Genomic DNA, 23,506 nt, shown 5'->3' with positions numbered 1-23,506 from the left:
TCATGGGTATAGTAGTTCAGAAGTTCGGAGGCACCTCTGTAGGTAGTGTGGAGAGGATAGAAAACGCTGCAAGGCGGGTTGTGGAAACCCTCAAGAGAGGAGACAAGGTGGTTGTTGTCTCCTCAGCTATGGCAGGTGACACGGACAAGCTTATAAGCCTTAGCAGGGAGATAACTGAGTTTCCCAATGAAAGAGAGATGGACATGCTCTTGGCAACAGGGGAGCAGAAGGCTATCGCCCTCTTTGCTATGACACTCAGGAAGCTCGGATATCCGGCTATAAGCCTCTGTGGGTGGCAGGTACCCATAGTAACCGATGAGGTGCATACCAAAGCTCGGATTAAAAAGATAGGAACCCAGAGATTAAAGAATCTTATAAACGAAGGTTACGTACCTGTTGTTGCAGGTTTTCAGGGTATAACTGAGGACTGGGAGATTACAACCTTAGGTAGAGGTGGCTCAGATACTACTGCCGTTGCCCTTGCAGCGGCTCTTCAGGCTGATTGTGAGATTTACACTGATGTGACGGGAGTATTTACCGCAGATCCCCGTATAGTCCCTAACGCCAGAAAGATACCTTACATATCCTATGAAGAGATGCTGGAGCTCGCTTCCCTTGGTGCAAAAGTTATGCAGATAAGGAGTGTTGAGTTCGCTGCCAAGTATGGGGTTAGAATACATGTTAGGAGTTCCTTCGTTGAAGAAGAGGGAACCTGGATAGTCCCGGAGGATGAGATTATGGAGAAGGTAGCTGTAAGAGGTATAACGGTAGATACAAAAGAGTCAAGAATTACCGTAGTTAGAGTTCCAGACAAACCTGGTATAGCTGCAAAACTATTCAAAGCCTTGGGAGAAGCTCACATAGTTGTTGACATGATAGTCCAGAACATATCCCACGAAGGATACACCGATATGTCCTTTACCGTCAACAGATCTGACGCTCCAAAGGCTGAGGAAATCGTAAAGAAGGTTTCCCAGGAGATAGGGGCGAGTGCGGTTGTGAGGGACGATAGGGTTGCTAAGGTTTCCATAGTGGGTTTGGGTATGAGGAGCTCTTATGGAACCGCCGCAAAGATGTTTGATGTGCTTTCAAAGAACGGCATAAACATAATGGCTATATCCACCTCAGAGATAAAGATATCCTGTTTGATAGATGAAAAATATGCGGAACTTGCGGTTAGGGCTCTTCACGAGGCTTTCATAGAGGACGGTGAGGAAATTAAGGTAGAAAACGAAAACTGAGATGGATACTGAAAGGGTCAAGAATCTCTTAGAAAAACTCCGGGAGCTGAGAATACTCGTTGTTGGAGATGTTATCCTTGACAGATACCTGTACGGAAGAGTTGAAAGGATATCACCCGAAGCTCCGGTGCCTATAGTTGAGGTTGAGAGGGAGGAAGTTCGCCTGGGTGGAGCAGGAAACGTTGCAAACAACCTCGCCTCTCTGGGTGTGAACACAACCTTAGCCGGCGTGATAGGTGAGGACAGGTCTGGAGAGCAGTTGATTGAACTTTTGAAGGAGAAAGGGATAGAGTCCAGACTGGCTGAGGATAACAGACCTACAACTGAAAAAACAAGGGTTGTTTCTATGTCTCAGCAGCTACTCAGGATAGACAGGGAAGATAGGAGTAAGATAGGTGGCAATGCCCTGAAACACGTGATAGAGGTTATCCAGGAGGGCAAGTACGACGGTGTTATAGTGTCGGACTATGCTAAAGGTGTTGTGACCCACAGGGTGGTAGAGGTTATAAGGGATAGGGAGCTGTTTTATGCAATAGACCCAAGACCTGTAAATAAACCCCTGTATGCAGGTGCTAACCTTATAACACCAAACGAGAAGGAACTCAGAGCTATGACTGACCCTCTCGGAGAGGAGAGCGTTGAAGTCTTGGGAAAAGTCTTGAAGAGAGAACTTGAGCTTGAAACACTCGTGGTCACAAGAGGAGCCAAGGGAATGACCCTCTTCAGAGAAGATGTGAAAACCTTTCCTGCCAGAGCGAGGGAGGTTTACGACGTTACCGGAGCTGGAGACACGGTTATAGCTACACTCACCGCCTTTTATCTTGCAGGAGCCACGTGGGAGGAAGCCTGCGAGCTCGCTAACCTGTGTGCGGGTATAGTGGTGGGTGAGTTTGGAACAGCGAGTGTTACTCCTGAGGAGATACTTAGGGAGATAGATGAGGAGGGGTAGTGAGTACGAGGAGATAGCGGCACGTTATCTTGAAAACCTCGGGTACTTAATCCTTGCCAAGAATTATCACTGTGGTTCGGGAGAAATAGATATAGTTGCATTAGAGGGGAAGGAGCTCGTCTTTGTTGAGGTAAAGGGAGGTAGGGATACAGAGTTTGGACACCCTGCTGAAAGGTTCAACGCAAAGAAGCTCACGCGTATGCTATCCTGTGTCTTCAGATTTATGGAGGAAAGATCCCTTGACATGCCCTTCAGGATAGACCTTCTGGTTGTTTTGGAGGGACGTATTGAGCACTATAAAAATCTTGGATATTATTGAAACACCCCGCCAAAGCGGGGTCATATATCACTCTAAAATCTCTAAAACGACCCTCTTTCCGGTTTTCCTACCCATGGCTGAGAGGAGAGTTCTGAGGGCTCTTGCAATCCTTCCCTGCTTGCCTATAACCTTTCCAAGCTCAGCAGGGTCAACCCTGAGTTCAATGACAATGGTCTTCTCCCCTTCAATCTCTGTGACCTGAACCTTATCGGGGTTGTCCACAAGGGACCTGGCGGTCGTCTCAACGATATCCTTCATAGCGCTCATGAGTGCACCTCCTTGGTGGTTTTCTTCTTGGGTACCCAGTAATCGCCAACCTTCTTGAGTTCGCATCCCTCTGGAACGATTTCATTAAGAATACCAGCCATCTCAAATATCGCTTTAGCCCTGTGGGCTACCTCAACACCCTTTTCAAGCCAGACTTTTATCTTCTCCGGCTTTATATCAAGTAAAACCTTCCTCTTTGGGTCATAAGTGCCGAGTATGTCAATGTAAGCTCCCTCTCTGGGGGACTTGGCGTCCATAACCACTATCCTGTATATGGGGTGGTGTCTCCTTCCGAACTTAGCGAGTCTTATCCTTACTGCCATATTCTTTCCTCCTCAAAACCTGAGCAGATTATTATATCACCCTTGACACTTTTCATAAAGCCCGCTTTAAATTATAGCTTGCTCCATGGACAGAAAGATACTGCTGGTGGAGGATGATATATCCATAGGGGAGATGCTTCTTCAGTGGTTGACCCATGAAGGTTTCTCCGTTGACTGGGTCAGAGACGGTCTCTCCGCTGTCAGGAAAGCTCTGGAATGCGATTACACCCTTGTTTTGCTGGACCTTATGCTTCCGAGGATGGACGGGCTGAAGGTTTGCAGGCGGATAAGGGAAACAAGGGACACACCGATAATAATACTGACCGCAAAGTCACAGGTGGAGGACAAGGTGGAGGGCTTGCAAACCGGTGCCGACGACTACATAACGAAACCCTTTTCCCTGAAGGAGCTATCCGCGAGGATAAAAGCGGTACTCAGGAGATACGGCGAAAAGGGAGACCTCTTAAAAGTGGGTGATCTGGTTGTGAGCCCCTCTACAAGAGAGGTTACGTACAGAGGGGAGGTTTTGAACCTTACAAGAAGGGAGTTTGAGCTTTTAAAATTCCTTGCGGAAAACGTAAACACGGCTCTGAGCAGGGAAAGGATATACGCAAGAGTCTGGGGAGGTAACCATGAGGAGGGCTCTAACATAGTTGACGTTTACATTAAGAACCTAAGGAGAAAGCTTGGTGACAGGGAGCATACCCTGATTAAAACAGTGCGCGGTTGGGGTTATATGTTAAAGGGCGATGTCAATCAAGTTTAAGGTACTCCTTATATTCTTGGGTGTTTACCTTGTAAGCAATATCCTTACCGTTCTACTCCTCACCATGATAGTTAAGGGTGTATCAATTCAACATTCAATAGACCGTATAGACAGCTACGTTACACCGGTTATAGACCTGTACAGGAAGCATTACAAGCATCCGAGACTGTACGTTAAAAACGTGGTGGACGAGCTTGCATCTGAAGATGTCGGCGTTGTGGTAATTAATAAAAGAGGGGAGGTTGTATACGCGAAGAACCTTCCTAAAGAACCCCTTCCCTTTGACCCACGGGATCTGGTCGGTGAAAGAAGCGGTGCGAGGGGAGACTACATATTCCTTACCAAGAGGTTAGGAGGTTATAGCCTCATATTCTTGAGCGAGATAGACATATCCTACATATACAGAGCTAACCTCCTCTCCTTCTTGGTTTCCCTGGCAATATCTGCGATAACCTCCCTACTGATAGTTCTCCTCACAAAGAGGGTTCTGGAACCCCTCACTTACCTTACCGGTAAGGTAAAGGAGATTTATGAGGGAAATATGGATGTTGATATAGAGAGGGTAAAGGGGAACGATGAGTTTTCAGTTCTCATAAACACCTTTGCCGACATGCTTGAGAAGCTGAGGAGAACTTTCACCCTCCAGAGGGAATTCATAGCGAACTTCGCCCATACCCTTAAGACGCCGCTCACCTATATAAGAGGGCAGCTTGACCTTCTCAGTTACGGGCTGTATGAGGATAGAGAAAAGTTTGATGAGGTCGTGAGGAACTTACAGGTTCAGTCCGAGAAGATGTTCAGGATTATAAACAACCTCATGTTACTCATGAGGCTTGAGAGCGGGATACCTGTAAGACGGAGCAAGGTGAACCTTATGGAGCTCTTTGCAGAGCTTGATGAAGAGTACGATTTTCTGCGTAGAACCCACAACTTCAGGGTTGAGTATCCCCACGAAGATGTAGAAGTCTTTGCGGATAAGGAGTACTTGAAGATAGCTATAGGTAACCTCATAGAGAACAGCTACAAATACACACCTCAGGGAGGACTGATACGACTTTACTACGACAGGGGTTGTGTAATTGTTGAGGATACCGGTGTGGGTATAGAGGATAAGGAGCGTGTCTTTGATAGGTTTTACAGGGAGAATACGGAAAAGGAAGGTTTTGGGTTGGGGTTGTCTATAGTTAAAGCGATTGCAGACTTGCACGGATTCGGTCTGGGTTTAGAGAGCGAGAGGGGGAAGGGGACAAAGGTCAGTTTATGCTTTTTCATCAATTCTTCATAATTGGGAAACTATCATTTCTGTAAGAAAATCCCAGAGGAGGGAAAAGGCATGAAGAAGCTACTTTCAGCTTTACTGGCTGTACTTTTCGCAGGCTCTGTTATGGCAGCTGAGCAGGCGGCACCCGCTCAGGAGCAGCAGGCACCGGCTCAGGACCAGCAACAGGCACCGGCTAAGAAGGAGCAGAAGAAGGTAAAGAAGAAGAAAGCTCATAAGAAGAAGCAGAAGAAAGCCACTGAAACCCAGAAGCAGTAAATTCCGTTAAAATTTGAAGGGGAACTTCGGTAGGGGCATCCCTGCCATCCCCTTCATCTTCCTCATCATCTTTCTCATCTCCTCGTATCTCTTGAGAACCTTATTCACCTCGGATATGCTTGTCCCGCTTCCTGCAGCAATTCTCTTCTTCCTGCTCATGTTTATGATTCTGGGATTCCTTCTCTCTTCGGGCGTCATGGAGTTTATCACCGCCTCTATCCTTTTGAACTGCTTCTCGTCCACCTTTATGTTCTTCATCTGGGCACCTATACCGGGTATCATCCCCAAGAGCTTGTCCAGGGGTCCCATATTCTGAATCATTCTGAGCATATCCCTCAGGTCCTCAAGGTTAAAGTCTCCGGCAAGAACCTTTGCGGATAGGTGCTGAGCCTTGTCCTCGGGGATAACCTCCTGAGCTCTCTCCACCAGAGACTGGATGTCTCCCAGCCCGAGTATCCTCTGGGCTATCCTGTCGGGATAGAAGGGTTCTATGTCCTCAACCTTCTCACCCACTCCTATGAACTTTATGGGAACCCCCAGGCTTTCCCTCACCGAGAGAGCTAAACCTCCCCTCGCGTCACCGTCCATCTTGGTGAGAACAACCCCTGTCAGACCTAAGAGCTCGTGGAAGGTCTTTGCCGTCTCAAGAGCCGTTTGACCCTGCATTGCATCTGCAACGTAGATTATCTCCGAGGGCTTCACCCTTTCCTTTATCTCTTTGAGCTCCTCCATGAGCTCCTCATCTACGTGGAGCCTTCCGGCGGTGTCAAGGAGAAGGTAGTCTACTCCATCCTGTTTTGCCCTCTGGACCGCTCTCTCGGCTATCTGAACCGCAGAGAGCCCTTCCTCAAAGGAGTAGTAAGGTACGCCTATCCTCTCGGCGAGCCTTTCCAGCTGGAGCATCGCCGCCGGACGCCTGACGTCTGTTGAGGAGACGGCAACCTTAAAGCCTTTCTTCTTAAGAAGATTAGCTATCTTTCCTATCGTCGTTGTCTTACCGGTTCCCTGAAGACCGACAAAGAGAACGGTTCCCTTCTTGAGGTCCTCCTTCTCCTTGCCCAGTATGTTTACGAGTTCTTCGTAAACTATCGTTATGACCTGCTCCGCAGGAGAGAGGTTCCTCTTAACCTCCTGAGAGAGTGCCCTCTCCCTTACCCTCTTGAGGAAGCTTTTCGCTACTTCATAGTCTACGTCCGCCTCAAGGAGAGCTAACCTTATATCTCTCAGAGCATCATTTATCACCTTGTCGGTTAACTTCCTTGCACCTTTAAGCTTTGATAGAGTTCCTCCAAATTTTTCTGTAAGTAGTTCAAGCATACTAAAAAGTATAATCTAAAGCCTGTGAGAATAAAAATCTACTCCATGACATACACCCTTCAGAATCAGCTGTGGAGGATATAATTTAATTGCCATGAGTTTAAAAGCCCATGAGATACGCGAGCTCTTTCTGAGCTTTTTTGAGAAGAAGGGACATACAAGGGTAAAGAGCGCCTCCCTCATACCGGAGAGCGACCCGACACTCCTCTTCGTGAATGCGGGTATGGTCCCCTTCAAAAATGTGTTTTTAGGTCTTGAGAAGAGACCTTACAAAAGGGCGGTTTCTTGCCAGAAGTGTTTGAGGGTTTCGGGTAAGCATAACGACCTTGAGCAGGTTGGATACACCTCCCGACATCACACCTTCTTTGAAATGCTTGGCAACTTCTCCTTTGGAGATTACTTCAAGAGGGAAGCCATAAAATACGCCTGGGAGTTTGTAACTGAGGTGCTTAAGCTTCCAAGGGATAAACTTTACGTATCCGTTTATAGGGACGACGAGGAAGCCTTCCGTATATGGAACGAGGAGATAGGGCTTCCACCTGAGAAGATATGGAAGCTTGGAGAGGAAGACAACTTCTGGCAGATGGGGGAGACGGGACCCTGCGGACCCTCTTCGGAAATATACGTTGACAGAGGGGAAGAGTATGAGGGGGATGAGAGGTATCTGGAGATATGGAACCTCGTTTTTATGCAGTACAACAGGGATGAAAAAGGAAACCTTACCCCGTTGCCAAACCCTAACATAGACACCGGCATGGGTCTTGAGCGGGTTGCGAGTGTCCTTCAGAACACGAAGACTAACTACGAAATAGACATAATATACCCTCTCATAGAGTTTGGGGAAGATATATCGGGCGCTACCTATGGCAGTTCCCATGAGAATGATGTTGCCCTGAGAGTGATAGCAGACCATTTGAGGGCTTTAACTTTTGCTATTTCAGACGGAGTGATCCCCTCCAATGAAGGAAGGGGATACGTTATAAGGCGTATACTTAGGAGAGCTCTCAGGTTCGGCTACAAACTCGGGGTTGTCCAGCCATTCCTTCACAAGGGTATAGATGTTGTTGTTGAGATAATGAAGGACGCCTATCCAGAGCTTGAAATGACGAGAGAGTTTGTTAAAGGTGTGGTAAGGGGAGAAGAGGAGAGGTTTATAAGGACCCTTAAGGCAGGCATGCAAGCTGTTGACGAGCTCATAGAGAGAGCAAGGGAGGAAGGAAGAGACCTCCTTAAGGGAGAGGAAGTCTTTATGGCTTACGATACTTACGGATTTCCCCTTGACCTTATAGATGAAATAGCCAGAGAAAAGGGTCTGAAGATTGACATGGAAGGCTTCAGGGTAGAGATGGAGAAACAGAGAGAGAGAGCCAGGAAACACTTTAAAGTTGAGGTAAAGAAGGTAAAACCAGTTTATCAGCACCTTAGGGATATAGGAAAAACCTCGGAGTTCGTCGGTTACGAGCATTACGAATACGAGACGGAAGTAACAGGTATAGTTTCCGGTGATGAACTTGTTTCAGAGATTTCTGAGGGTGATGAGGGAGAACTTGTCCTTAAAGAGACACCTTTCTACCCAGAGAAGGGTGGACAGGTTGGTGATACCGGTTTGATAGAAACCGACAGGGCACTATTTAAGGTGGAGGACACCCAGTCTCCGGTTGATGGGGTCATAGTCCATAAGGGGAAAGTTCTCAAGGGTAGGCTCCATGTAGGTGACAGAGTTATAGCAAGGGTGGACAGGGAGAGGAGAGAAGACATAATGAGGAACCACACAGCCACCCATCTACTCCACGCAGCCTTGAAGAATGTTCTTGGAGAACATGTGCGTCAGGCTGGGTCTCTGGTTGCGGACAGGTACATGCGGTTTGACTTTACCCACTTTGAAGCGCTTACAAGGGAAGAGCTAAAGAGGATAGAAGAGCTTGTGAACGAGAAGATAAGGGAGAACCTGCCTGTCCAGGTTAAGGAGATGGCATACCAGGAAGCTATAAAGAGTGGAGCTGTAGCTATATTTGAGGAAAAGTATGGAGATACAGTTAGAGTTATATCGGCAGGGGAGTTCTCAAGGGAACTGTGCGGAGGAACGCACGTGTCAAGGACAGGTGACATAGGTTACTTCAAGATACTCTCCGAATCGTCGGTGGGTGCTGGAGTGCGACGCCTCATAGCACAGACAGGAAGGTGGGCTGTTGACACATCCTTTAAAGAGCATTCACTCCTTGAGGACATAGGTCTTTCGCTGAACGTTAAACAGGAAGATATACTTGCCCGGATAGAATCCTTGAAGGAAGAGTTAAGGGAGAGGGACCGGGAAGTTGCAAGGCTCAGACAGGAGCTGTTAAAGCTGCAGATGGAGACTTCAATCAAACGTGAGGAGGTTGGCGACTTCACCCTCTTCTGGGGAAGGTTCAAGGATGCAGAGTCTGAAGAGCTGAGAAACCTTGCAGACATGCTCAGACACAAAACGGGCAGGGACGTTGTCTTTCTGGTCTCTGAAAAGGAAGGGAAGCTGTCCACGGTGGTAGCGGTGTCTAAGGAGATAGCCCATAAGATAAAAGCTAACCAGCTTATAAAGGAGGTCGGAAAGTCTTTGAAGGGAGGAGGAGGGGGAAGAGAAGACCTGGCTCAGGGTGGAGGAAGCAACCCTGCCGGTATAGAAGAGGCTGTTAAAATATTAAGGGAGAAGTTAAAAGAGACCACCTTAGGAGGTTAGAAGATTGAGAGCGGGCATTTTTGTGGTTGGAGCGCTGTTAGGGGTTTTTCTGTTTTCCTGTGAGAAGAAAGAGGAAAAAGCCCAGAAGCCTGTCCAGGAGGAAAAGAAGGAGGAGGTTGTAAAGCAAGCAGAGCAAAAGGCAGTACCGGAGAAGAAAGAGGGAGCCTACGCTATCGCTGATAGCAAGGGTTGTCTTGCCTGCCATGATGTTCAGAGGAAGAAGGTGGGTCCAGCCTACGTGGATGTTGCCAGGCGCTATGAAGGGAAAGAAGGTGCGGTTGAAGAGCTTGTGAAAAGCATAACCAAGGGTAGCATGGGAAAGTGGGGAAGCATACCCATGACACCCCAGCCCGTTACTGAGGAAGAAGCCAAGCAGTTGGCTGAATGGATACTTAGTCTTAAATAACTTCCCTCTTTACCCTGCTTGATACGTTGCACATTAACTCGTAGGGAATAGTGCCCGCCTCCCTTGCCAGCTCCCCAAAGGTCCTCTCCTCGTTAACAACGGTTACCCAGTCTCCGACCTTTATATCTGTCCCACTTAGATCAAGAATCGTCATGTCCATAGTTATGTTCCCGATTATGGGGAGTCTTAAACCTTTATGGAGTAGGTATCCCCTGTTTGAAAGACTCTTCATTAGACCGTCCGCATAACCGAAGGCTACTACGCCTATCTTTGTTCTCCTTTGAGTTATAAAAGTCCTGCCGTAGGATATGGGGAAACCTTTGGGAACCTCCTTTACCGATAGGAGCCTCGCTTCCAGACTTACCGCAGGTTTTAGGTCTAACGGGTAATACCTTAGAGGTTTCTCTCCGTAAAGGGCAAGACCAACCCTTATATGGGTGGTATAAGGCACCTTGTAAATTACGCCGGCGGAACTCTCAAGGTGAATTTTGAGCCTTCCTTTGTACCTCCTTACAATCTCTTCAAACTTTTTTATCTGTTCCCTGGAAAACTTTTCATCTGCAGGTGTTGATAGATGGCTCATAACACCCACTATCCTCGGGTCCTCTATGAACTCTTCCACAAAACCGAGTCTCCCCATACCAGTGTCATACTTTATATGAAACTTTATGTCCTCTTTGCCTAAGACCTTTAGGTGTTCAGGGTCTGATACAACAGGGGTCAGCTCATACTCCTTAACAGCTTCTATCTCCTCTGGTAGTATTCCCCCCAGTATAAGTACTTCTCCCTTTATGCCGAGTTCCCTAAGAAAAACACCCTCATCTACACACGCTACCGCAAAGGAATCAACCTCAGGAAGCTCCCTAAGTATGGGGGCTATGTACCGTACACCCATACCGTAGGCGTCAGACTTAACCACTGCGATGAGTTTCTTACCGCTGTATCTGAACAACTCCTTTACGTTGTGCTCAATTGCTGAGCGTTTTACTCTGAGCACAGACCTGCATCCCAGACGTGTGTCGTTATGGCTTTTAAGCACAATTTAAATTTTAGCCGAGTTAGAATTTAACCATGGAAGCAAAGGAAATAGGAATCATCGGACTTGGAAGAATGGGATTGGGGATAGGGAGAAGGCTTGTCCGCAAGGGCTGGAAGGTACTCGGTTACGATAGAAGCTCGGAGGCGAGGGATAAGGCTGAGGAAGGAGGGATAGAGGTCTTTGAGGAGGTAGATTTCCTTTGCGGAGAGTTTTCTGACAGGAGACTCATATGGATAATGGTGCCTGCCCCCGTGGTAGACGAGGCTATATCTTCTCTGAAACCCAACCTCTTGGAAGGGGACATAGTTATAGACGGGGGAAACTCCTACTACAAGGACTCCGTGAGGAGGTTTAATGAACTCTCATCTGTTGGCGTTCGCTTCCTTGATGTGGGGGTCAGTGGTGGTGTGTGGGGAGAAGAACGGGGCTACTGTCTCATGATAGGAGGGGAGGAAAAGACTTTCAGGGAAATAGAAGACCTATTCAGAGACCTGTCCTATGGAGGAGACGGCTACGGATATATGGGGAAGCCCGGAAGCGGACACTTCGTTAAAATGGTTCACAACGGGATAGAGTACGGGATGATGCAGGCGATCGCCGAGGGTTTTGAGCTTATGAAGGAAAGCGGTTTCGGTCTGGACCTAAAGGAAGTGGCAAGGGTCTTTACTAAAGGGAGTGTGGTGAGTTCGTGGCTTATGGATTTGACCTACCGCTCCTTTGAAGATTTCGGTGACCTGGAAGGCGTTGAGCCCTTTGTTGCCGATTCCGGGGAAGGAAGGTGGACAGTCCAGGCGGCGGTAGAGCTCGGAGTTCCTCTATGGGTTATAGCTGATTCCCTCTTTAACCGTTTCAGGTCAAGACAGTCAGACTCCTTCAGGGATAAACTCCTCGCCGCTCTCAGATATGAGTTTGGTAGGCATGAAGTTAAGAGAAAGGATGGATAAAGAATTTGTAATTTTCATCTTTGGGGGAACGGGAGACCTGGCGAAGCGAAAGCTGTTCCCTGTTCTTGAAAGCATGTACAAGGGTGGAAAACTCCGGGGCTTAAAGGGTGTGTACGCTCTCGGGAGGAGTGTAGGCAAGCTTAGGGACTACGTCTCAAACCTTGATAGGGACTTTGCAGGCTTCTTCCACCCCTTTGAGTTTGACGTTACAGACAAAGACTCCTACGAACGCCTTGGCAGAGAGGTGTCCAGGTTTCCTAAAGAGGAGCTTATATTCTACCTGGCTCTTCCTCCCCAGCTGTTTGAGACAACTATAGTTCATACTGGCTCCCTTTTGAGGAGGTTTTCAAACCCGAGGAAGATCGTTATAGAGAAACCCTTCGGCTTTGACCTTGAATCGGCAAGGAAGCTTAACTTTCAGCTCAGGCGTTACTTTACCGAGAGGGAGATATACAGGATAGACCACTTTCTCGGTAAGGTTGCCATACAGAACATACTCTCGGTACGTTTTTCCAACTACATCTTTGAAGGTATATGGAACAAGAATTTTATAGACTGTATCCAGATATCGGCACTTGAAGAGATAGGGTTAGAGGGTAGAGCGGGATACTATGACAGAGTTGGAGCCCTTAGGGATATGGTACAGAACCACCTTCTTCAGATACTCTCCTTTCTGGCAATGGAGCCACCTGCTATTATGGAAGCTGAACGTGTGAGAGATGAAAAGGTAAAGGTCCTCTCCTCAATAAGGAAATTCTCCAGAGACGAGATAGACCGCTACGCGGTTAGGGGCAGATACAGAGGGTATATTCAAGAGCTTGGGAGGGACTCAAACACCGAAACCTATGCGGCTGTTAAGCTCTTCATAGATAACTTCCGTTGGGAAGGAGTCCCTTTCTATCTCAGGACCGGGAAAAGGTTAAAGAAGAAGGTTACTCAGGTTGTGGTTCTGTTCAAAGAAGTTCCGGGAAACTTCGGAAGGCTCCTTGGTTGCGTTCCTAGACAGAATAAGCTTGTCTTTGATATAGCCCCCTCAAACGACGTAAAACTCTTCTTTGAAATGGCACCTCCGGAAGGCTTCTTAGCCTGCCCGGTTGAAAGGGAGATGGAACTTGACCTGTCTCCGGACGGATTACCCGAAGCCTACGAGACCCTCATAGAGGATATACTTGAAGGTAATCAGACCCTGTTTATAAGGGAGGACGAGTCGGAGCTTGCCTGGGAGATAATTCAGCCGATACTGGATGCGTGGAAAGAAGACACGAATGTCCCAGAGTACGAGCCGGGGAGCTGGGGACCTGAGGAGGCGGAGGTGTTTATAGGGAAGGATGGCAGGGGGTGGGTGCTTGTATAAGTTTGTGACGGGCAGGGACCAGGAGGAAGTGAGCGAAAAGTTAGCAAGGTTCTTGGCTGATAATGCCACACAGGTCATAACGGATAAAGGCGTGGCTAAACTTGGTCTTGCAGGCGGTAGCTCTCCGAAAAGGGCTTATGAGCTATTCAGCGATATCTTTAACCTATGGGAACGTACCCTTATATTTCCCACCGACGAGAGGTACGTTCCCTCTGAGGACAGAAGAAGTAACTACAGAATGCTCAGGGAAACGCTCGGAGAAAGAGCGAAGATATACAGGGTTAAAACGGAACTCCCTCTCAGAAAAGCCTGCGAGGACTTCAACAGAGCTCTGGGTATGGCAGGAGCCCTTGACCTGGTTCTCTTGGGACTTGGAGCCGACGGACACACAGCCTCTTTATTCCCGTGTGTCCCCTGCGAGCCTTGCGGTGAGAACGCCTGCACCTCCCGTTCCCCGGACGGACTTGAACGGGTCAGCATGAGCCTCGGTTATATAAACAGCTGTAAAAAGGTTGCCTTCATTGTTGTCGGGGAGAAAAAGAGAAGGGCTTTAGAGGGTTTACTAAAGGGAGAGGACATACCCGCTGTAAGGGTAAAAGGGGAAGAAGACACGCTGATATTTACTGACCTTCTTCAAGAAGCTCGTTCTGAACTTCAAAGTAAACGTAGTAAGCATTGACCGGGTTTACATCAAAGAACACTGGCACCTGAGCGTAGGAAGGGTCTATTTCAAGGAGGGCATCATTTATATTCTCCCTCACGTAGTCTATATCCTGTCCCTCCTCAACCATCTTCCTTATCGTTTTTCTGAGGTCGTCTATATACTTGTAAGTCCACCTCACCCTGTCCCTTATCCTATCCTTTGTGAGCATAGGACTACCATGACCGGGCAGTAGGACATCAGGGTCAAGTTCAAGTATCTTTTCAAGGCAAACGAGCCAGCTTTTGGAGTTCCCAGAGCCCAGAAAGGGGAGCCTTCCATCAAAAACTATATCCCCGCTGAATAGAACTTTCAGAGCCGGTATCCAGGCTATTATGTCTCCGGGGGTGTGAGCTTTGCAGAAGTGTCTTACCTCTATCTTTAACCTGCCCATGTGTATGTCAAGGTCTCTGGTTATAGTTATATCCGGCTCAACCATCTGCGTCCCTTCCATGTGCTCCTTTAGGAGCTTCTTCCTTGCCTCATAAAAGTTCCAGCTTGAAGGTTGAGATACGTAGTCGTAAGCCCACTCATGGGCTATGACAACTGAGCCAACTTCCTTTAAAGCGCCTACCCCGTAAAAGTGGTCTGTATGGTAGTGGGTTATCACCGCAAACTTTATGGGCTTATCCGTGACGCTCCTTATAGTCTCTACGAGCTCCTTTCCCAGCTTGTAGGTTGTGAGAGCGTCCACAACTAAAACACCGTCCTTCGTAATCACAAAGTAGGCATTGGAAATGAAGCCCCTGTTCTCATAGCTCACCTGCTCGTGGGCGCCAAACACCCCGTAAACGTTGTCTTTTATCTTTTTAAGGGTTTCCTTAACGTGTTTGGGGTAATCTTCGGAGAAGGACAAGTTTATCAGAAGTAAGGGTAGCAGCAGGAGGACCTTTCTCATTGTTCCCCTTTCACCTCTTTTATAGCACTCTTTACATCGTTGTCTGCCTTTAGGAAGAGCTCCTTAGCCTGTGGGGACAGGTATTTGTCAAAAACCTTCAGTAAGGTCTTAACATTCACAAAACCCACGGCTACGGAACCATCTTCCCTCTCGTGGAGATAAATCCTGCAGGGAGCCATAACACCGAGCTGGGGGAACTCTCTGAATATCCTCTCGGCATAGGATAGGTTGCATACCAGTATGTAAGAGAATCGGGGTTTCTCCGTAGCAACATCTATCACACCGAGGACGTTCATATTCCTGCCATCAAGGGCTGTTTTTAGAAGGAGCTTAACATCTTCAAAGTCCATACCTTGAATAACTTCTTCATACTGGAGGCGGTGTTTAGGCTTGCCTTCCTGGGAGAAGGACAGGGCTAAGAAGAGGGTCAGGCAAAGGAGAAGTATCTTCTTCATCTCTTCTCCCCCTCGGCAACTTCCGCTATAGCTATACGGAGCCTCTGGTAAACATCAGCGATAAGTTGCGAGTCCTTATCACCGAGCTCTGTAGCGTAGTCCCTTATAAGGAGGACCTCCTTCATTGAGGTTATGTAAACCTTACCTCCCTTTTCATAGACTGCCACGCTACAGGGTATGAGGACACTCATGAAAGGGACTTTCCTGAGGAGCTCTTTCTTCTCCTTTATATCACAGGCAAGCACCGTTGTATAGTTGGGGAAATCCTTTGAGCCCCTCTCATGGATGACATCGGACATAGGCAGCGTGCGTATAACGTTAAGTCCCTTTTCGTTTAGCTTCTTTACAAGCTTCTCCACCACCTCCCTTTGATTTTCCTTACCCTTGACCTCCAGGGTGAAGAAGAACATATTCTCAGGTGTAATTAAGCGTGTCTTTACATAGAAGATAAAGGCGAGGACGGCTACCAGGCCGCCCACGAGAAACAGAATCGCCCTCATGCTCCGAAACACTCTCCGTAGGTTGTGTATGGAGCGTCAAGAACCTTGACGTTGGGCTTAGTTCTGACCTTTATGCTTCCCTTCTTCTTTATGTAGTTTATGAGGATGTCATATACGGGAACAGGTTTGTAGTCCGGATGTATAGCGTCAGGTGGTGGCGGGGGTCCTCCGTAAACTGCCATAAGATACTCCTTGTTCTCCTTGAGAGGCTTTCCTCCTATCCATACCCTCTTTATCCTCTTGTACTGGGGTCCGTAAACTTCTATCTCGTACTCCACGTTCCAGAGCCTTGACATGTCTCCACCCTGCTGGTAGAAGGGGTCGGGGTTGAAGACGTTGTCTGCCACGTCTTCCCAGACTTCTAAGAGCTGTTTCCCCGTCCTCTTGAGGACGTAAACGTTGGGGTAGGTTATAGCCGTGTAGTCATAAACGTGGTCTCTCGTTATCTTCTGACCGGGAAGAACTACCGTTCCCCACCTGTATCCGGGTGAGGTCACAACGTCAAGGTCTCCTCCGTAGTAGTCGTTTATAGCCTCTCCCACAAGCCAGTCCCAGGTGGAGAAGAAGGTGTCTCTCTTGTAGAGCATAACCTCGGCAACACCTATCTCCTCATCAAGTTTATGGGTCTTGTTCACCTCAGCTTTCCACTTGCTGACTATCTCCTGGGCGCCCTTATCGGCTGGAATGAGGTTCGTCGCAACGGGATACAGCTTAAAGTTGAAGTTCCTTATCTTTCCGTTCTTCACATCAAGGTCAAGCCTTCCTACGAACTTTCCGTGAGAGCCTGCTATGAGAACGAGGGTCTTACCTACCCTCACAGCCCTCGGTGTGACGTCGTGGGTGTGTCCTGATATTATCACGTCTATACCCTTTACAACCTTCGCTATCTTCTGGTCAAGGGGGAAGCCGTTGTGGGTCAGGAATATGACCGCATCCACTTTATGTTGTTCTCTGAGCTCGTTAACGAACTGCTGGAGCTGGTCTTCCCTTATCCCGAAGCTCCATCCCTCAACGAACTGTCTCGGGTTTGCAAGGGGTGTGAAGGGGAAGGAGCTACCTATTATTCCAAGTTTCACACCGCCCACCTCTTTAATCGTATAGGGCTTAAAGACGAGCTCACCCCACATCTCATCAACCACGTTGTGGGTTATGAACTCACACCCGCCCTTTTTCAGGTCCTCTATCCTCTTCAGGAATATATCCTTTCCGAAGGTAAAGTCCCAGTGGGCGACGAAGAGGTCATAGCCTGTGTAGTTCATCCACTCCACGACTGACTTGCCTTCGGTAAAGGTTCCTATGGCGGTGGTGGTCCAGGTGTCACCACCGTCCATCACTAAGACCTTGTCCCTTCCCCTCTCCGCTATGACGTGCTTTATTATCGTGGTTATGTGGGCAGCACCGCCCATCTTCCCGAACTTGTGGGCGAGCTTTGGAAAGTCCAGACAGCTGGTAAAGTATGCTTCAAGGGTTCCGGGAGATATCTTGTAATACTTGAGGAAATCCTTTCCCGTTATGTATCCCGGTGTCCCCACAAGCTCTTTGGGAGCGACGAGGTTCATAGGTTCAGCGAAGTAAAGGGGGTCAAGGTGGGCGTGCATATCGGTTGTAAAGAGCAGAGTTACGTTACCCACCGGCTTGAACCTCATTATGTCGTCGTAGGTCATCTTTGCGAGAGCCGATACGGGATTTGCGCTCAGATAGGCTCCCGTAACTATAGCAAGCTCAAGGAAATCTCTTCTCGTAAGATGCATCTGCCGTTACCTCCTATAAGAACATAAAAAAAGTTACCATAAAAGGAAAGTTTATGTTGAAAGTCAGGGGGACAAGGCGCCCCCCTGGGGTGGTATCACTTGTTGAGCGGAGAGTTAGGGTCATGCATGTAGGCGACTATGTCGGCTATCTCCTCAGGCTTGAGAACTCCGTGGTATCCGAGTCTGGGCATGACTGAGCAGGGGTTCACAGCCCAGGAGTTGTATATCCTGATGTAGGTGTCCTTGGGGTCTATACCTCTCTTTCCATAACCTCTGAGGGAAGGTCCTATGTTTCCGCAGGCGATTATCTGAGGGTCTCCGCAGTGGCAGGCGTAACAGTTACCCCTTCTGCTCTTTCCGCCCTTCTTTGGGTCTCCGAAGAGTTTCTCACCCTTAGCTATGTCCTTTCCTACTACCCCTCCTTCGGGGAACTTGACAGTGGCGAGCATCTCCTTCTTGAAGGTCTCAAGGTCTATCCCCTCGGGGACGAGCTGGTTGGGGTTGGAGCAGGCTTTCTGATACTTATCCTGATTGGCAAGGGCTATTTCAAACTTCTCCTTTGCACTCAGCTTCTTCTCCTCAGCCTTCGGAGCTTCCGCCTGCTGTGCCGCCGGCTGACAAGCTACCAAAAGCCCGGTCCCTAATATTACTCCTGTAAATAAAAACTTCTTCATCTTCGCCCCTCCTTTATCTCAAGAGTCCGGGAACCTCTATGGTTGCCCCGTTTGCAGCGTGCTTCATGTAAAGCTCAAGGGCTATAACCCAATCCGAATGTGCCGGTGGCTTCTTCACCCAGTCCTTCTTCTCATCCCACTGCTTCGTGTATAGGAAGTAAGCCTTGAAGCAGCTCCTTACCCTGTCCTCCATCGTCCACATCCTGTCGGAACCGAACCTGTAAGCGGGCCAGTGGGTGTAGAGCTTGTTCTTAACAGGGTCGGGGAGTCCCTGGAGCCTTATCCTCTTTCCTGCAAGAACGGTATGACATATACCGCAGGAGAAGTCCCTCGCTCCTACCCTCATGTACCAGAGCTGCTCTCCGTACTTATACATCTCCTTCTCTTGGGGGTCATCAAGCTGGACGCTTATAGCCTGTCCGTTGCTGAGAGATGCCACGTAAGTCGCGAGGGGAACCCTCCACTTCTTGTCAAAGTCCTTTTTGAACTTCTTGTCCTTGGCGTCAAACCCCATGTACTTGGTCATGCAGCCCTTTATCCTCGTATCTATGTCGGCAACCCTGTCAAGGTCCTTGTAGTACCTGGGCATCTTAGCGTAAGCTCCCTGGAGCTTCTCCCCGTCCTGTCCGTGACAGGAGGCGCAGGTCTTTCCGTTTGCACCTTTTATGCTGTGGTAGTAGTCTTTGCCTTCATCAATAAAGGCGTGCCCGGGATGCATCCCCAGCTCAAGGAGCTCCTTCAGGTGGGTGGGAAGCTGCTCCTCCTGTGCCATTGCCATTGTAAAAACAGCCCCTCCAGCCACAAGGGCTGAAGCAAGTATAGCCTTCCTTTTCATCTTAACCCCTCCTTTGTTTAAGAAACATTTATCTCAGCGCTTTTTTCCCACTTGCCTCCCTTGTTGTCCTCGTATTTGATGGTGAGAGTTCCAGATTCGGTAACCTTCATCTTAATGGCGAAGTACGGGTTCTTACTTACCCCTGCCCCTGTGTGAAGGGTGGTTACCTTCTTTCCGTTGAAAAGAAACTCAACCTTGGTTATGTAGTGGGCAGGTATGAGCTGGCCTGTCTTCTTGTCCTTCCTGAGGCCCGTCTCCATAGGGTGGGTTATGACCATCTGAATCTTCACAACCTCGCCCTTTGAGGCGCTCTTGGGTACCCTGACTACAGCTCTTCCTATGGTTGCCATCTTCCTTTACCTCCCTTTTAAATTTTTAAGGTTTTATCAGCCACAACCGCCGACGGTTACCTTAACCTCTTTAGCAGCTGCAAGGAGTGTTCCATCCTTCATCTTAACGACCGCCCTTACGGGAGAGGTTTTTGCAAGCTTTATCCTTGTGGCGAAGAACACTTCCCCGTTCATGGGTGTAAGCTCAACGGTAGCAACCCAGGGGTTGAAGTTTTCATCGGCGAATATGTAGAGAGCCTCAACCTGGTCAACGGGTATGTTGGCGCTCACCTGAACGGGAACGTTAGCACCGGACTCGGCTATGGTAGGAGCCTTAATGTTTATCAGGTTGCTCTCCTTCAGACCGGAGAGTCCTTTCCCCAGGTGCTCCTTCAGGGCATCTTCAATGGACTTCTTCTCAGCCCCGAAGGAGGTTCTTACCGCTCCGGGAGCTGCCAGTAGTGCCACCGCTCCCACTCCTGCCACCTTCAGCAGGTCCCTTCTTGTAATCATGGCTAACACCTCCTTAAACTGGTTTTTTTACAAGCTCTAGTTAGCAAGTTTAAAAAGTCTTCCCGCTCCCTGCTTCCAAATATACTCAAAACTATCCTATCATAGTTGGGGTCATAAATAACAAAATGGGGGGTTCCGTAAACCCCAAACTTCCTGTTGAGTTCTTCCGAACTGTTTATGTTGAGGCTAACTACAATGAAGCGCTCCCTTATGTAGCGGTCCACATCGGGGTCACCGAGGACAAACTCCTCCATCTGTAAGCAGTAGGGACAGTGCTCTCCGTAGAAGTACAGGAGAACTTCTTTCCCTTGGGCTTTGGCAAGCTCAACGCCTCTTTTAAAGTCCGTGACCCACCCTTCAACCTGGGCGCTGGAAAGTGTAGATATTCCAATAATTAGAAGGACTAAGATTCTCAACATCGCACTAAATAATTTAGAGGAAAGGGCTTGGGAAGTTTATTAATTGTTACTTATGTATTGATAAATAAATCTAATTTAAAATGATTAGCATATAAGGAAAATCTTATGGAAATTTGGGAACTGTTGGTAGAGAAAGGGTCTCTTCAAGACCGAACATGAGGTTCATGTTCTGGACCGCCTGTGAGGAAGCTCCCTTACCGAGGTTATCAAGGGCTGAAAGTATAATAGCCGTTGAGCTTCTGGCGTCATAGGTTGGGTAAAGGATGCAGTTGTTGGTACCGAGAACCCACTTTGTCATTGGAGGTGTGCGGGATATAGTAATGAAAGGCTCACCTGAATAGGTTTCCCTGTAAAGGTCTTCAATATCTTTGATATTTGTTCTTACGTAAAGGGTAGAAAGCATTCCCCTTGACGCAGGCACCACCACAGGTGTAAACCTTATCCTCATCTCTCTACCTGAGAGCCTCTTCACAACGTCCTCCATCTCTGGCGTGTGTCTGTGCTTCTCAACGGAATAGGCGAAGAAGTTCTCCTCCATTTCCGGATAGTGGAATTGTTGTCTTAGCCCTCTCCCAGCCCCAGACACTCCAGAAAGGGCGTGTACTATTACGCTGTCAAACTCAACCTTCTCTTTAATTAGCGGATACAAAGCGAGGAGGGTAGCTGTAGGGTAACACCCCGGATTTGCTACCAGCTGAGCCCCTTTAATACTCTCCCTGAAAAATTCAGGCAACCCGTAAACAGCTGTTTCCAATACATCTTCATACCTGTGCACAAAACCGTAAAACTCCTCGTAAGCCTTTGGGTTCCTAATTCTATAAGCTCCGGAGAGGTCAACGACCTTCTTCCCTTTAGATAAGAGCTCAGGGACAGTTTCCAGGGAAACTTCGTGGGGAAGGCACAAGAAAGCGAGGTCAAAGTCTTCTTCAGGTTCCTTTGATAGGACGAGGTCTCCAAGCTTGGGTGTCAGGTGGGGTAAAACCTCCGAGACCTTTCTTCCAGCGGTTGAAGAGGATACGAGGTCAGTTATGCGAACGTAGGGGTGCTCAACGAGGATACGGATAAGTTCTGAGGCTGTATAACCCGTAGCTCCGTAAATACAGACCCTTAACGTTTGCTCCACCTGTACTTAGCCCTTGCACCCATCTGAGCGTATTTCTTCCTCTCCTTCTCCCTTGCATCTCTTGCGAGGAGTTTAGCCTTCTTAAGCGGCGTTCTGAAGTCTGAGTTGTGAGCGAGGAGAGCTTTTGCAACCCCGTACATTATAGCCTCAGCCTGACCGGATATTCCTCCTCCTTCAACGGTGGCGTATATGCCGAACTTCCCTTCCGTTCCTGTAGCCTTGAAGGGAAGCATCACCTTCTGGAAGAGAGTCTCCCTCTGAACGTAATCTCTGAGGTCGTACTCCTTACCGGTCTCATCTACCCTGACTATGAACTTATTGGGCTGGTCTTTCAGTATCCACACTCTGGCTATAGACTCCTTTCTCCTTCCAGTTCCGTAATGGGAGTTCTCAGGTGTTATTTTGAAGTCTTTAAGTTTCATGCCTCAACCTCCAGGGGCTCTGGTCTCTGAGATACATGAGGGTGCTCAGCTCCCCTGTACACCTTCAACTTTTTGAGCATCCTATGTCCGAGCCTGTTTTTGGGGAGCATCCTCTTCACTGCCAGTGTTATGACCTCTTCGGGTTTGTTCTCAAGCATCCATTGAAGGGTTCTCTCCTTAAGTCCTCCCGGGTAGTTGGAGTGCCTGTAATACTTCTTCTGAGAGAGCTTGTTTCCTGTAACCCTGATTTTGTCTGCGTTAACCACCACTACGAAATCTCCACAGTCAACGTCCGGCTGGTAGTAGGGTTTGTGCTTTCCTCTCAGTATCTTGGCTATCTCGCTGGCAAGCCTTCCTAAGACTTTGCCTTCCGCATCAACCACGTACCACTTTCTCTCAACTTCCTGGGGTTTTACCCTGTATGTCTTCATCTCACACTCCTTTCAGGAAACCACTATTGTATTACTTTTTTCCTAAATATTCAAGGGGGTTGAGTACAGCGCCGTCTTTGGTTCTGACCTCAAAGTGGAGGGCACACTTCCCGGAGCCCGGTTTTAGCCCTACCTTCCCGATAACCTCTCCCTTAGCTACGTTGTCTCCTCTGTCAACCAGGTTCTGCATGTTATAGGCATATATTGACAGATACCCAGCATGCTCAACTATTACCATATTTCCATAGGTTGAAAGGTCATCTCCACTGTATATAACCTTACCGCTATCAACAGCCCTGACCTTTTCACCGCAGGAAGCGTATATATCAACACCCCTTGAGCCTTCCTCAACCTTTCCATCTACGGGAAGGAAAGCTATATCTATCTTAGGTTTGTCTATGTACTTTCTCTCAAAGGCTTTCTTTGGGACAGGTACTTTTATCAGCTGTCCTACCCGTATTACGTCACTCCTGAGTCTGTTGGCAGCCTTTATGTCTCTCCAGTTCACCCCAAACTTCTGGGCTATTCTCTGTAAGCTATCTCCTCTCCTCACCCTGTACTTTATGTATACGACCTCTCCCCTTCTGTAGGTTTTAGATGTCTCTGCACTCTTTTCTTCGCTTGTGGGTATCTTCAGCTTCTGTCCTACGAATATAGTGTTGCTCCTGAGTCTGTTGGCAGCCTTTATGTCTCTCCAGTTCACCCCAAACTTCTGGGCTATTTCTTTAAGACTATCCCCGCGCTTTACAACGTAGATAGTGTAATTTGTAGGTGAACTCTTCTTCTGGGGGCTTCTGCCCTTATAAGGTATGCATAGCCTCTGACCCACCCTTAGGAACTTCTTTTTATCAAGTTTCGGGTTCGCTCTAAGGATATCCTCTATGTACATGTTATATCTGTCAGCCACGCTCCAGAGACTCTCCCCCGGTTTGACCTTGTGATAGAGCCTGCATTTAGCAGCGTTACCTTCTGTAGGCAGGAGGCTAATAGCGAATATCAAAACCAGTAAGAGGTTCATCCTGCTCCTCCTTCAAAATCTCCAGCTTGTCCACCCTTGACAACCTTGGACCCCTCCACACATCCCTTATGAAGTTACATAAAACTTCTTCGTCACCTTCAACGAGTATTTCAACCCTCCCGTCAGGGAGGTTTCTCACCCAGCCTGACAATCCGTAACTCTGGGCAACTCTGTGGGTGTAAGCTCTAAACCCTACACCCTGCACAAGCCCTGATACAAAAATGCGAAAGCGCATGTCCTTTATAATATTACCAAAGGGAGGT

28 protein-coding genes and 1 pseudogene are annotated in these 23,506 nt (G+C 48.2%); 11 read left to right on the top strand and 18 right to left on the bottom strand.

Annotated elements, in window-relative coordinates; translation table 11 throughout:
- The first annotated feature begins 2 nt into the window (after window positions 1-2).
- The 3 genes from BCF55_RS08730 to BCF55_RS08720 are packed head-to-tail and all read left to right on the top strand — an operon-like array spanning window position 3 to window position 2,509.
- Entirely contained in the window at window positions 3-1,241 is a 1,239-nt protein-coding gene (locus BCF55_RS08730) for an aspartate kinase (RefSeq protein ID WP_121012870.1), read from the top strand.
- A 1-nt stretch (window position 1,242) separates the two neighbouring features.
- Window positions 1,243-2,190, top strand: coding sequence for a D-glycero-beta-D-manno-heptose-7-phosphate kinase (rfaE1, locus tag BCF55_RS08725; protein ID WP_121012868.1), 948 nt, complete (start codon window positions 1,243-1,245; stop codon window positions 2,188-2,190).
- Entirely contained in the window at window positions 2,177-2,509 is a 333-nt protein-coding gene (locus BCF55_RS08720) for a YraN family protein (protein WP_121012866.1), read from the top strand. The genes rfaE1 and BCF55_RS08720 overlap by 14 nt, the downstream gene beginning before the upstream one ends.
- Before the next feature lie 27 nt (window positions 2,510-2,536).
- Here BCF55_RS08720 and BCF55_RS08715 read toward each other — a convergent pair whose 3' ends face one another.
- Together BCF55_RS08715 and rpsP are read right to left on the bottom strand one after the other, a co-directional pair.
- Window positions 2,537-2,776, bottom strand: coding sequence for a KH domain-containing protein (locus BCF55_RS08715; protein WP_121012864.1), 240 nt, complete (start codon window positions 2,774-2,776; stop codon window positions 2,537-2,539).
- Window positions 2,773-3,099 carry a 30S ribosomal protein S16 gene (gene rpsP, locus BCF55_RS08710; RefSeq protein WP_121012862.1) on the bottom strand — a complete coding sequence of 109 codons (327 nt, stop codon included), beginning with the start codon at window positions 3,097-3,099 and terminating at the stop codon, window positions 2,773-2,775. Before rpsP ends, BCF55_RS08715 begins: the two co-directional genes overlap by 4 nt.
- 85 nt (window positions 3,100-3,184) lie before the next feature.
- On the opposite strand from rpsP, the gene BCF55_RS08705 reads away from it, so the two are divergent.
- Genes BCF55_RS08705 through BCF55_RS08695 form a run of 3 tightly spaced genes read left to right on the top strand, consistent with a single transcriptional unit; the run spans window position 3,185 to window position 5,402 of the window.
- Window positions 3,185-3,865 carry a response regulator transcription factor gene (locus tag BCF55_RS08705; protein ID WP_121012860.1) on the top strand — a complete coding sequence of 227 codons (681 nt, stop codon included), beginning with the start codon at window positions 3,185-3,187 and terminating at the stop codon, window positions 3,863-3,865.
- Window positions 3,849-5,150, top strand: a complete 1,302-nt coding sequence (locus tag BCF55_RS08700) for a sensor histidine kinase (protein WP_121012858.1) — start codon at window positions 3,849-3,851, stop codon at window positions 5,148-5,150. The genes BCF55_RS08705 and BCF55_RS08700 overlap by 17 nt, the downstream gene beginning before the upstream one ends.
- A gap of 48 nt (window positions 5,151-5,198) precedes the next feature.
- Complete coding sequence (locus BCF55_RS08695; protein ID WP_121012856.1) at window positions 5,199-5,402, top strand: hypothetical protein; 204 nt, start codon at window positions 5,199-5,201, stop codon at window positions 5,400-5,402.
- 6 nt (window positions 5,403-5,408) lie between these two features.
- Here BCF55_RS08695 and ffh read toward each other — a convergent pair whose 3' ends face one another.
- Window positions 5,409-6,719 carry a signal recognition particle protein gene (gene ffh / locus BCF55_RS08690; protein ID WP_121012854.1) on the bottom strand — a complete coding sequence of 437 codons (1,311 nt, stop codon included), beginning with the start codon at window positions 6,717-6,719 and terminating at the stop codon, window positions 5,409-5,411.
- Window positions 6,720-6,813: 94 nt separating this feature from the next.
- Here ffh and alaS point away from each other — a divergent pair, with 94 nt between their 5' ends.
- Both alaS and BCF55_RS08680 read left to right on the top strand, forming a co-directional pair.
- Window positions 6,814-9,432 carry an alanine--tRNA ligase gene (gene alaS / locus BCF55_RS08685; protein ID WP_121012852.1) on the top strand — a complete coding sequence of 873 codons (2,619 nt, stop codon included), beginning with the start codon at window positions 6,814-6,816 and terminating at the stop codon, window positions 9,430-9,432.
- A gap of 172 nt (window positions 9,433-9,604) precedes the next feature.
- Window positions 9,605-9,838, top strand: a pseudogene (locus tag BCF55_RS08680) (c-type cytochrome); the annotation flags it as partial.
- Here BCF55_RS08680 and alr read toward each other — a convergent pair.
- Window positions 9,831-10,835 (bottom strand): alanine racemase, encoded by a 1,005-nt coding sequence (gene alr, locus BCF55_RS08675; RefSeq protein ID WP_245960424.1) that lies wholly within the window; start codon window positions 10,833-10,835, stop codon window positions 9,831-9,833. The pseudogene BCF55_RS08680 and the gene alr overlap by 8 nt on opposite strands.
- Window positions 10,836-10,909: 74 nt before the next feature.
- Here alr and gnd point away from each other — a divergent pair, with 74 nt between their 5' ends.
- The 3 genes from gnd to pgl are packed head-to-tail and all read left to right on the top strand — an operon-like array spanning window position 10,910 to window position 13,854.
- On the top strand, window positions 10,910-11,821 hold the full coding sequence (gene gnd / locus BCF55_RS08670) for a phosphogluconate dehydrogenase (NAD(+)-dependent, decarboxylating) (protein ID WP_121012850.1): 912 nt from the start codon (window positions 10,910-10,912) through the stop codon (window positions 11,819-11,821).
- On the top strand, window positions 11,796-13,175 hold the full coding sequence (gene zwf, locus BCF55_RS08665; protein ID WP_245960423.1) for a glucose-6-phosphate dehydrogenase: 1,380 nt from the start codon (window positions 11,796-11,798) through the stop codon (window positions 13,173-13,175). The genes gnd and zwf overlap by 26 nt, the downstream gene beginning before the upstream one ends.
- Complete coding sequence (gene pgl, locus BCF55_RS08660; protein WP_170144780.1) at window positions 13,168-13,854, top strand: 6-phosphogluconolactonase; 687 nt, start codon at window positions 13,168-13,170, stop codon at window positions 13,852-13,854. Before zwf ends, pgl begins: the two co-directional genes overlap by 8 nt.
- Here pgl and BCF55_RS08655 read toward each other — a convergent pair.
- The 14 genes from BCF55_RS08655 to BCF55_RS08590 all read right to left on the bottom strand — a co-directional run bounded on the left by BCF55_RS08655 (window position 13,796) and on the right by BCF55_RS08590 (window position 23,478).
- A complete protein-coding gene (locus tag BCF55_RS08655; RefSeq protein ID WP_121012846.1) occupies window positions 13,796-14,773 on the bottom strand; it encodes an MBL fold metallo-hydrolase in 978 nt (325 codons plus the stop codon). The genes pgl and BCF55_RS08655 overlap by 59 nt on opposite strands.
- The gene (locus BCF55_RS08650; RefSeq protein ID WP_121012844.1) at window positions 14,770-15,228 is read right to left on the bottom strand and encodes a DUF302 domain-containing protein; all 459 of its coding nucleotides are present in this window, start codon (window positions 15,226-15,228) and stop codon (window positions 14,770-14,772) included. The genes BCF55_RS08655 and BCF55_RS08650 overlap by 4 nt, the downstream gene beginning before the upstream one ends.
- The gene (locus BCF55_RS08645) at window positions 15,225-15,728 is read right to left on the bottom strand and encodes a DUF302 domain-containing protein (RefSeq protein ID WP_121012842.1); all 504 of its coding nucleotides are present in this window, start codon (window positions 15,726-15,728) and stop codon (window positions 15,225-15,227) included. The genes BCF55_RS08650 and BCF55_RS08645 overlap by 4 nt, the downstream gene beginning before the upstream one ends.
- Entirely contained in the window at window positions 15,725-17,479 is a 1,755-nt protein-coding gene (gene soxB, locus BCF55_RS08640; RefSeq protein WP_121012840.1) for a thiosulfohydrolase SoxB, read from the bottom strand. The genes BCF55_RS08645 and soxB overlap by 4 nt, the downstream gene beginning before the upstream one ends.
- Window positions 17,480-17,574: 95 nt before the next feature.
- Window positions 17,575-18,153, bottom strand: a complete 579-nt coding sequence (soxX, locus tag BCF55_RS08635; RefSeq protein WP_121012838.1) for a sulfur oxidation c-type cytochrome SoxX — start codon at window positions 18,151-18,153, stop codon at window positions 17,575-17,577.
- 13 nt (window positions 18,154-18,166) lie between these two features.
- A complete protein-coding gene (soxA, locus tag BCF55_RS08630; RefSeq protein WP_121012836.1) occupies window positions 18,167-18,988 on the bottom strand; it encodes a sulfur oxidation c-type cytochrome SoxA in 822 nt (273 codons plus the stop codon).
- Between the two features lie 17 nt (window positions 18,989-19,005).
- Entirely contained in the window at window positions 19,006-19,338 is a 333-nt protein-coding gene (gene soxZ, locus BCF55_RS08625; RefSeq protein ID WP_121012834.1) for a thiosulfate oxidation carrier complex protein SoxZ, read from the bottom strand.
- Between the two features lie 36 nt (window positions 19,339-19,374).
- Window positions 19,375-19,830: a thiosulfate oxidation carrier protein SoxY gene (soxY, locus tag BCF55_RS08620; RefSeq protein ID WP_121012832.1), complete on the bottom strand. Its 456-nt coding sequence runs from the start codon at window positions 19,828-19,830 to the stop codon at window positions 19,375-19,377.
- Between the two features lie 2 nt (window positions 19,831-19,832).
- Window positions 19,833-20,249, bottom strand: a complete 417-nt coding sequence (locus BCF55_RS08615; protein WP_121012830.1) for a thioredoxin family protein — start codon at window positions 20,247-20,249, stop codon at window positions 19,833-19,835.
- Window positions 20,250-20,352: 103 nt separating this feature from the next.
- A complete protein-coding gene (gene argC, locus BCF55_RS08610; RefSeq protein ID WP_121012828.1) occupies window positions 20,353-21,372 on the bottom strand; it encodes an N-acetyl-gamma-glutamyl-phosphate reductase in 1,020 nt (339 codons plus the stop codon).
- Entirely contained in the window at window positions 21,357-21,794 is a 438-nt protein-coding gene (gene rpsI, locus BCF55_RS08605) for a 30S ribosomal protein S9 (protein ID WP_121012826.1), read from the bottom strand. Before rpsI ends, argC begins: the two co-directional genes overlap by 16 nt.
- Complete coding sequence (gene rplM / locus BCF55_RS08600; protein WP_121012824.1) at window positions 21,791-22,225, bottom strand: 50S ribosomal protein L13; 435 nt, start codon at window positions 22,223-22,225, stop codon at window positions 21,791-21,793. The genes rpsI and rplM overlap by 4 nt, the downstream gene beginning before the upstream one ends.
- A gap of 31 nt (window positions 22,226-22,256) precedes the next feature.
- Window positions 22,257-23,243, bottom strand: a complete 987-nt coding sequence (locus BCF55_RS08595; protein ID WP_121012823.1) for a M23 family metallopeptidase — start codon at window positions 23,241-23,243, stop codon at window positions 22,257-22,259.
- Window positions 23,209-23,478, bottom strand: a complete 270-nt coding sequence (locus BCF55_RS08590; protein WP_121012821.1) for an acylphosphatase — start codon at window positions 23,476-23,478, stop codon at window positions 23,209-23,211. The genes BCF55_RS08595 and BCF55_RS08590 overlap by 35 nt, the downstream gene beginning before the upstream one ends.
- Between the last annotated feature and the right edge of the window lie 28 nt (window positions 23,479-23,506).

It is taken from the genome of Hydrogenivirga caldilitoris, assembly GCF_003664005.1.
Lineage (GTDB): Bacteria > Aquificota > Aquificia > Aquificales > Aquificaceae > Hydrogenivirga > Hydrogenivirga caldilitoris.
Note: the sequence above shows the minus strand (reverse complement) of the source record. Positions and strands in the feature narration are given on the sequence as shown.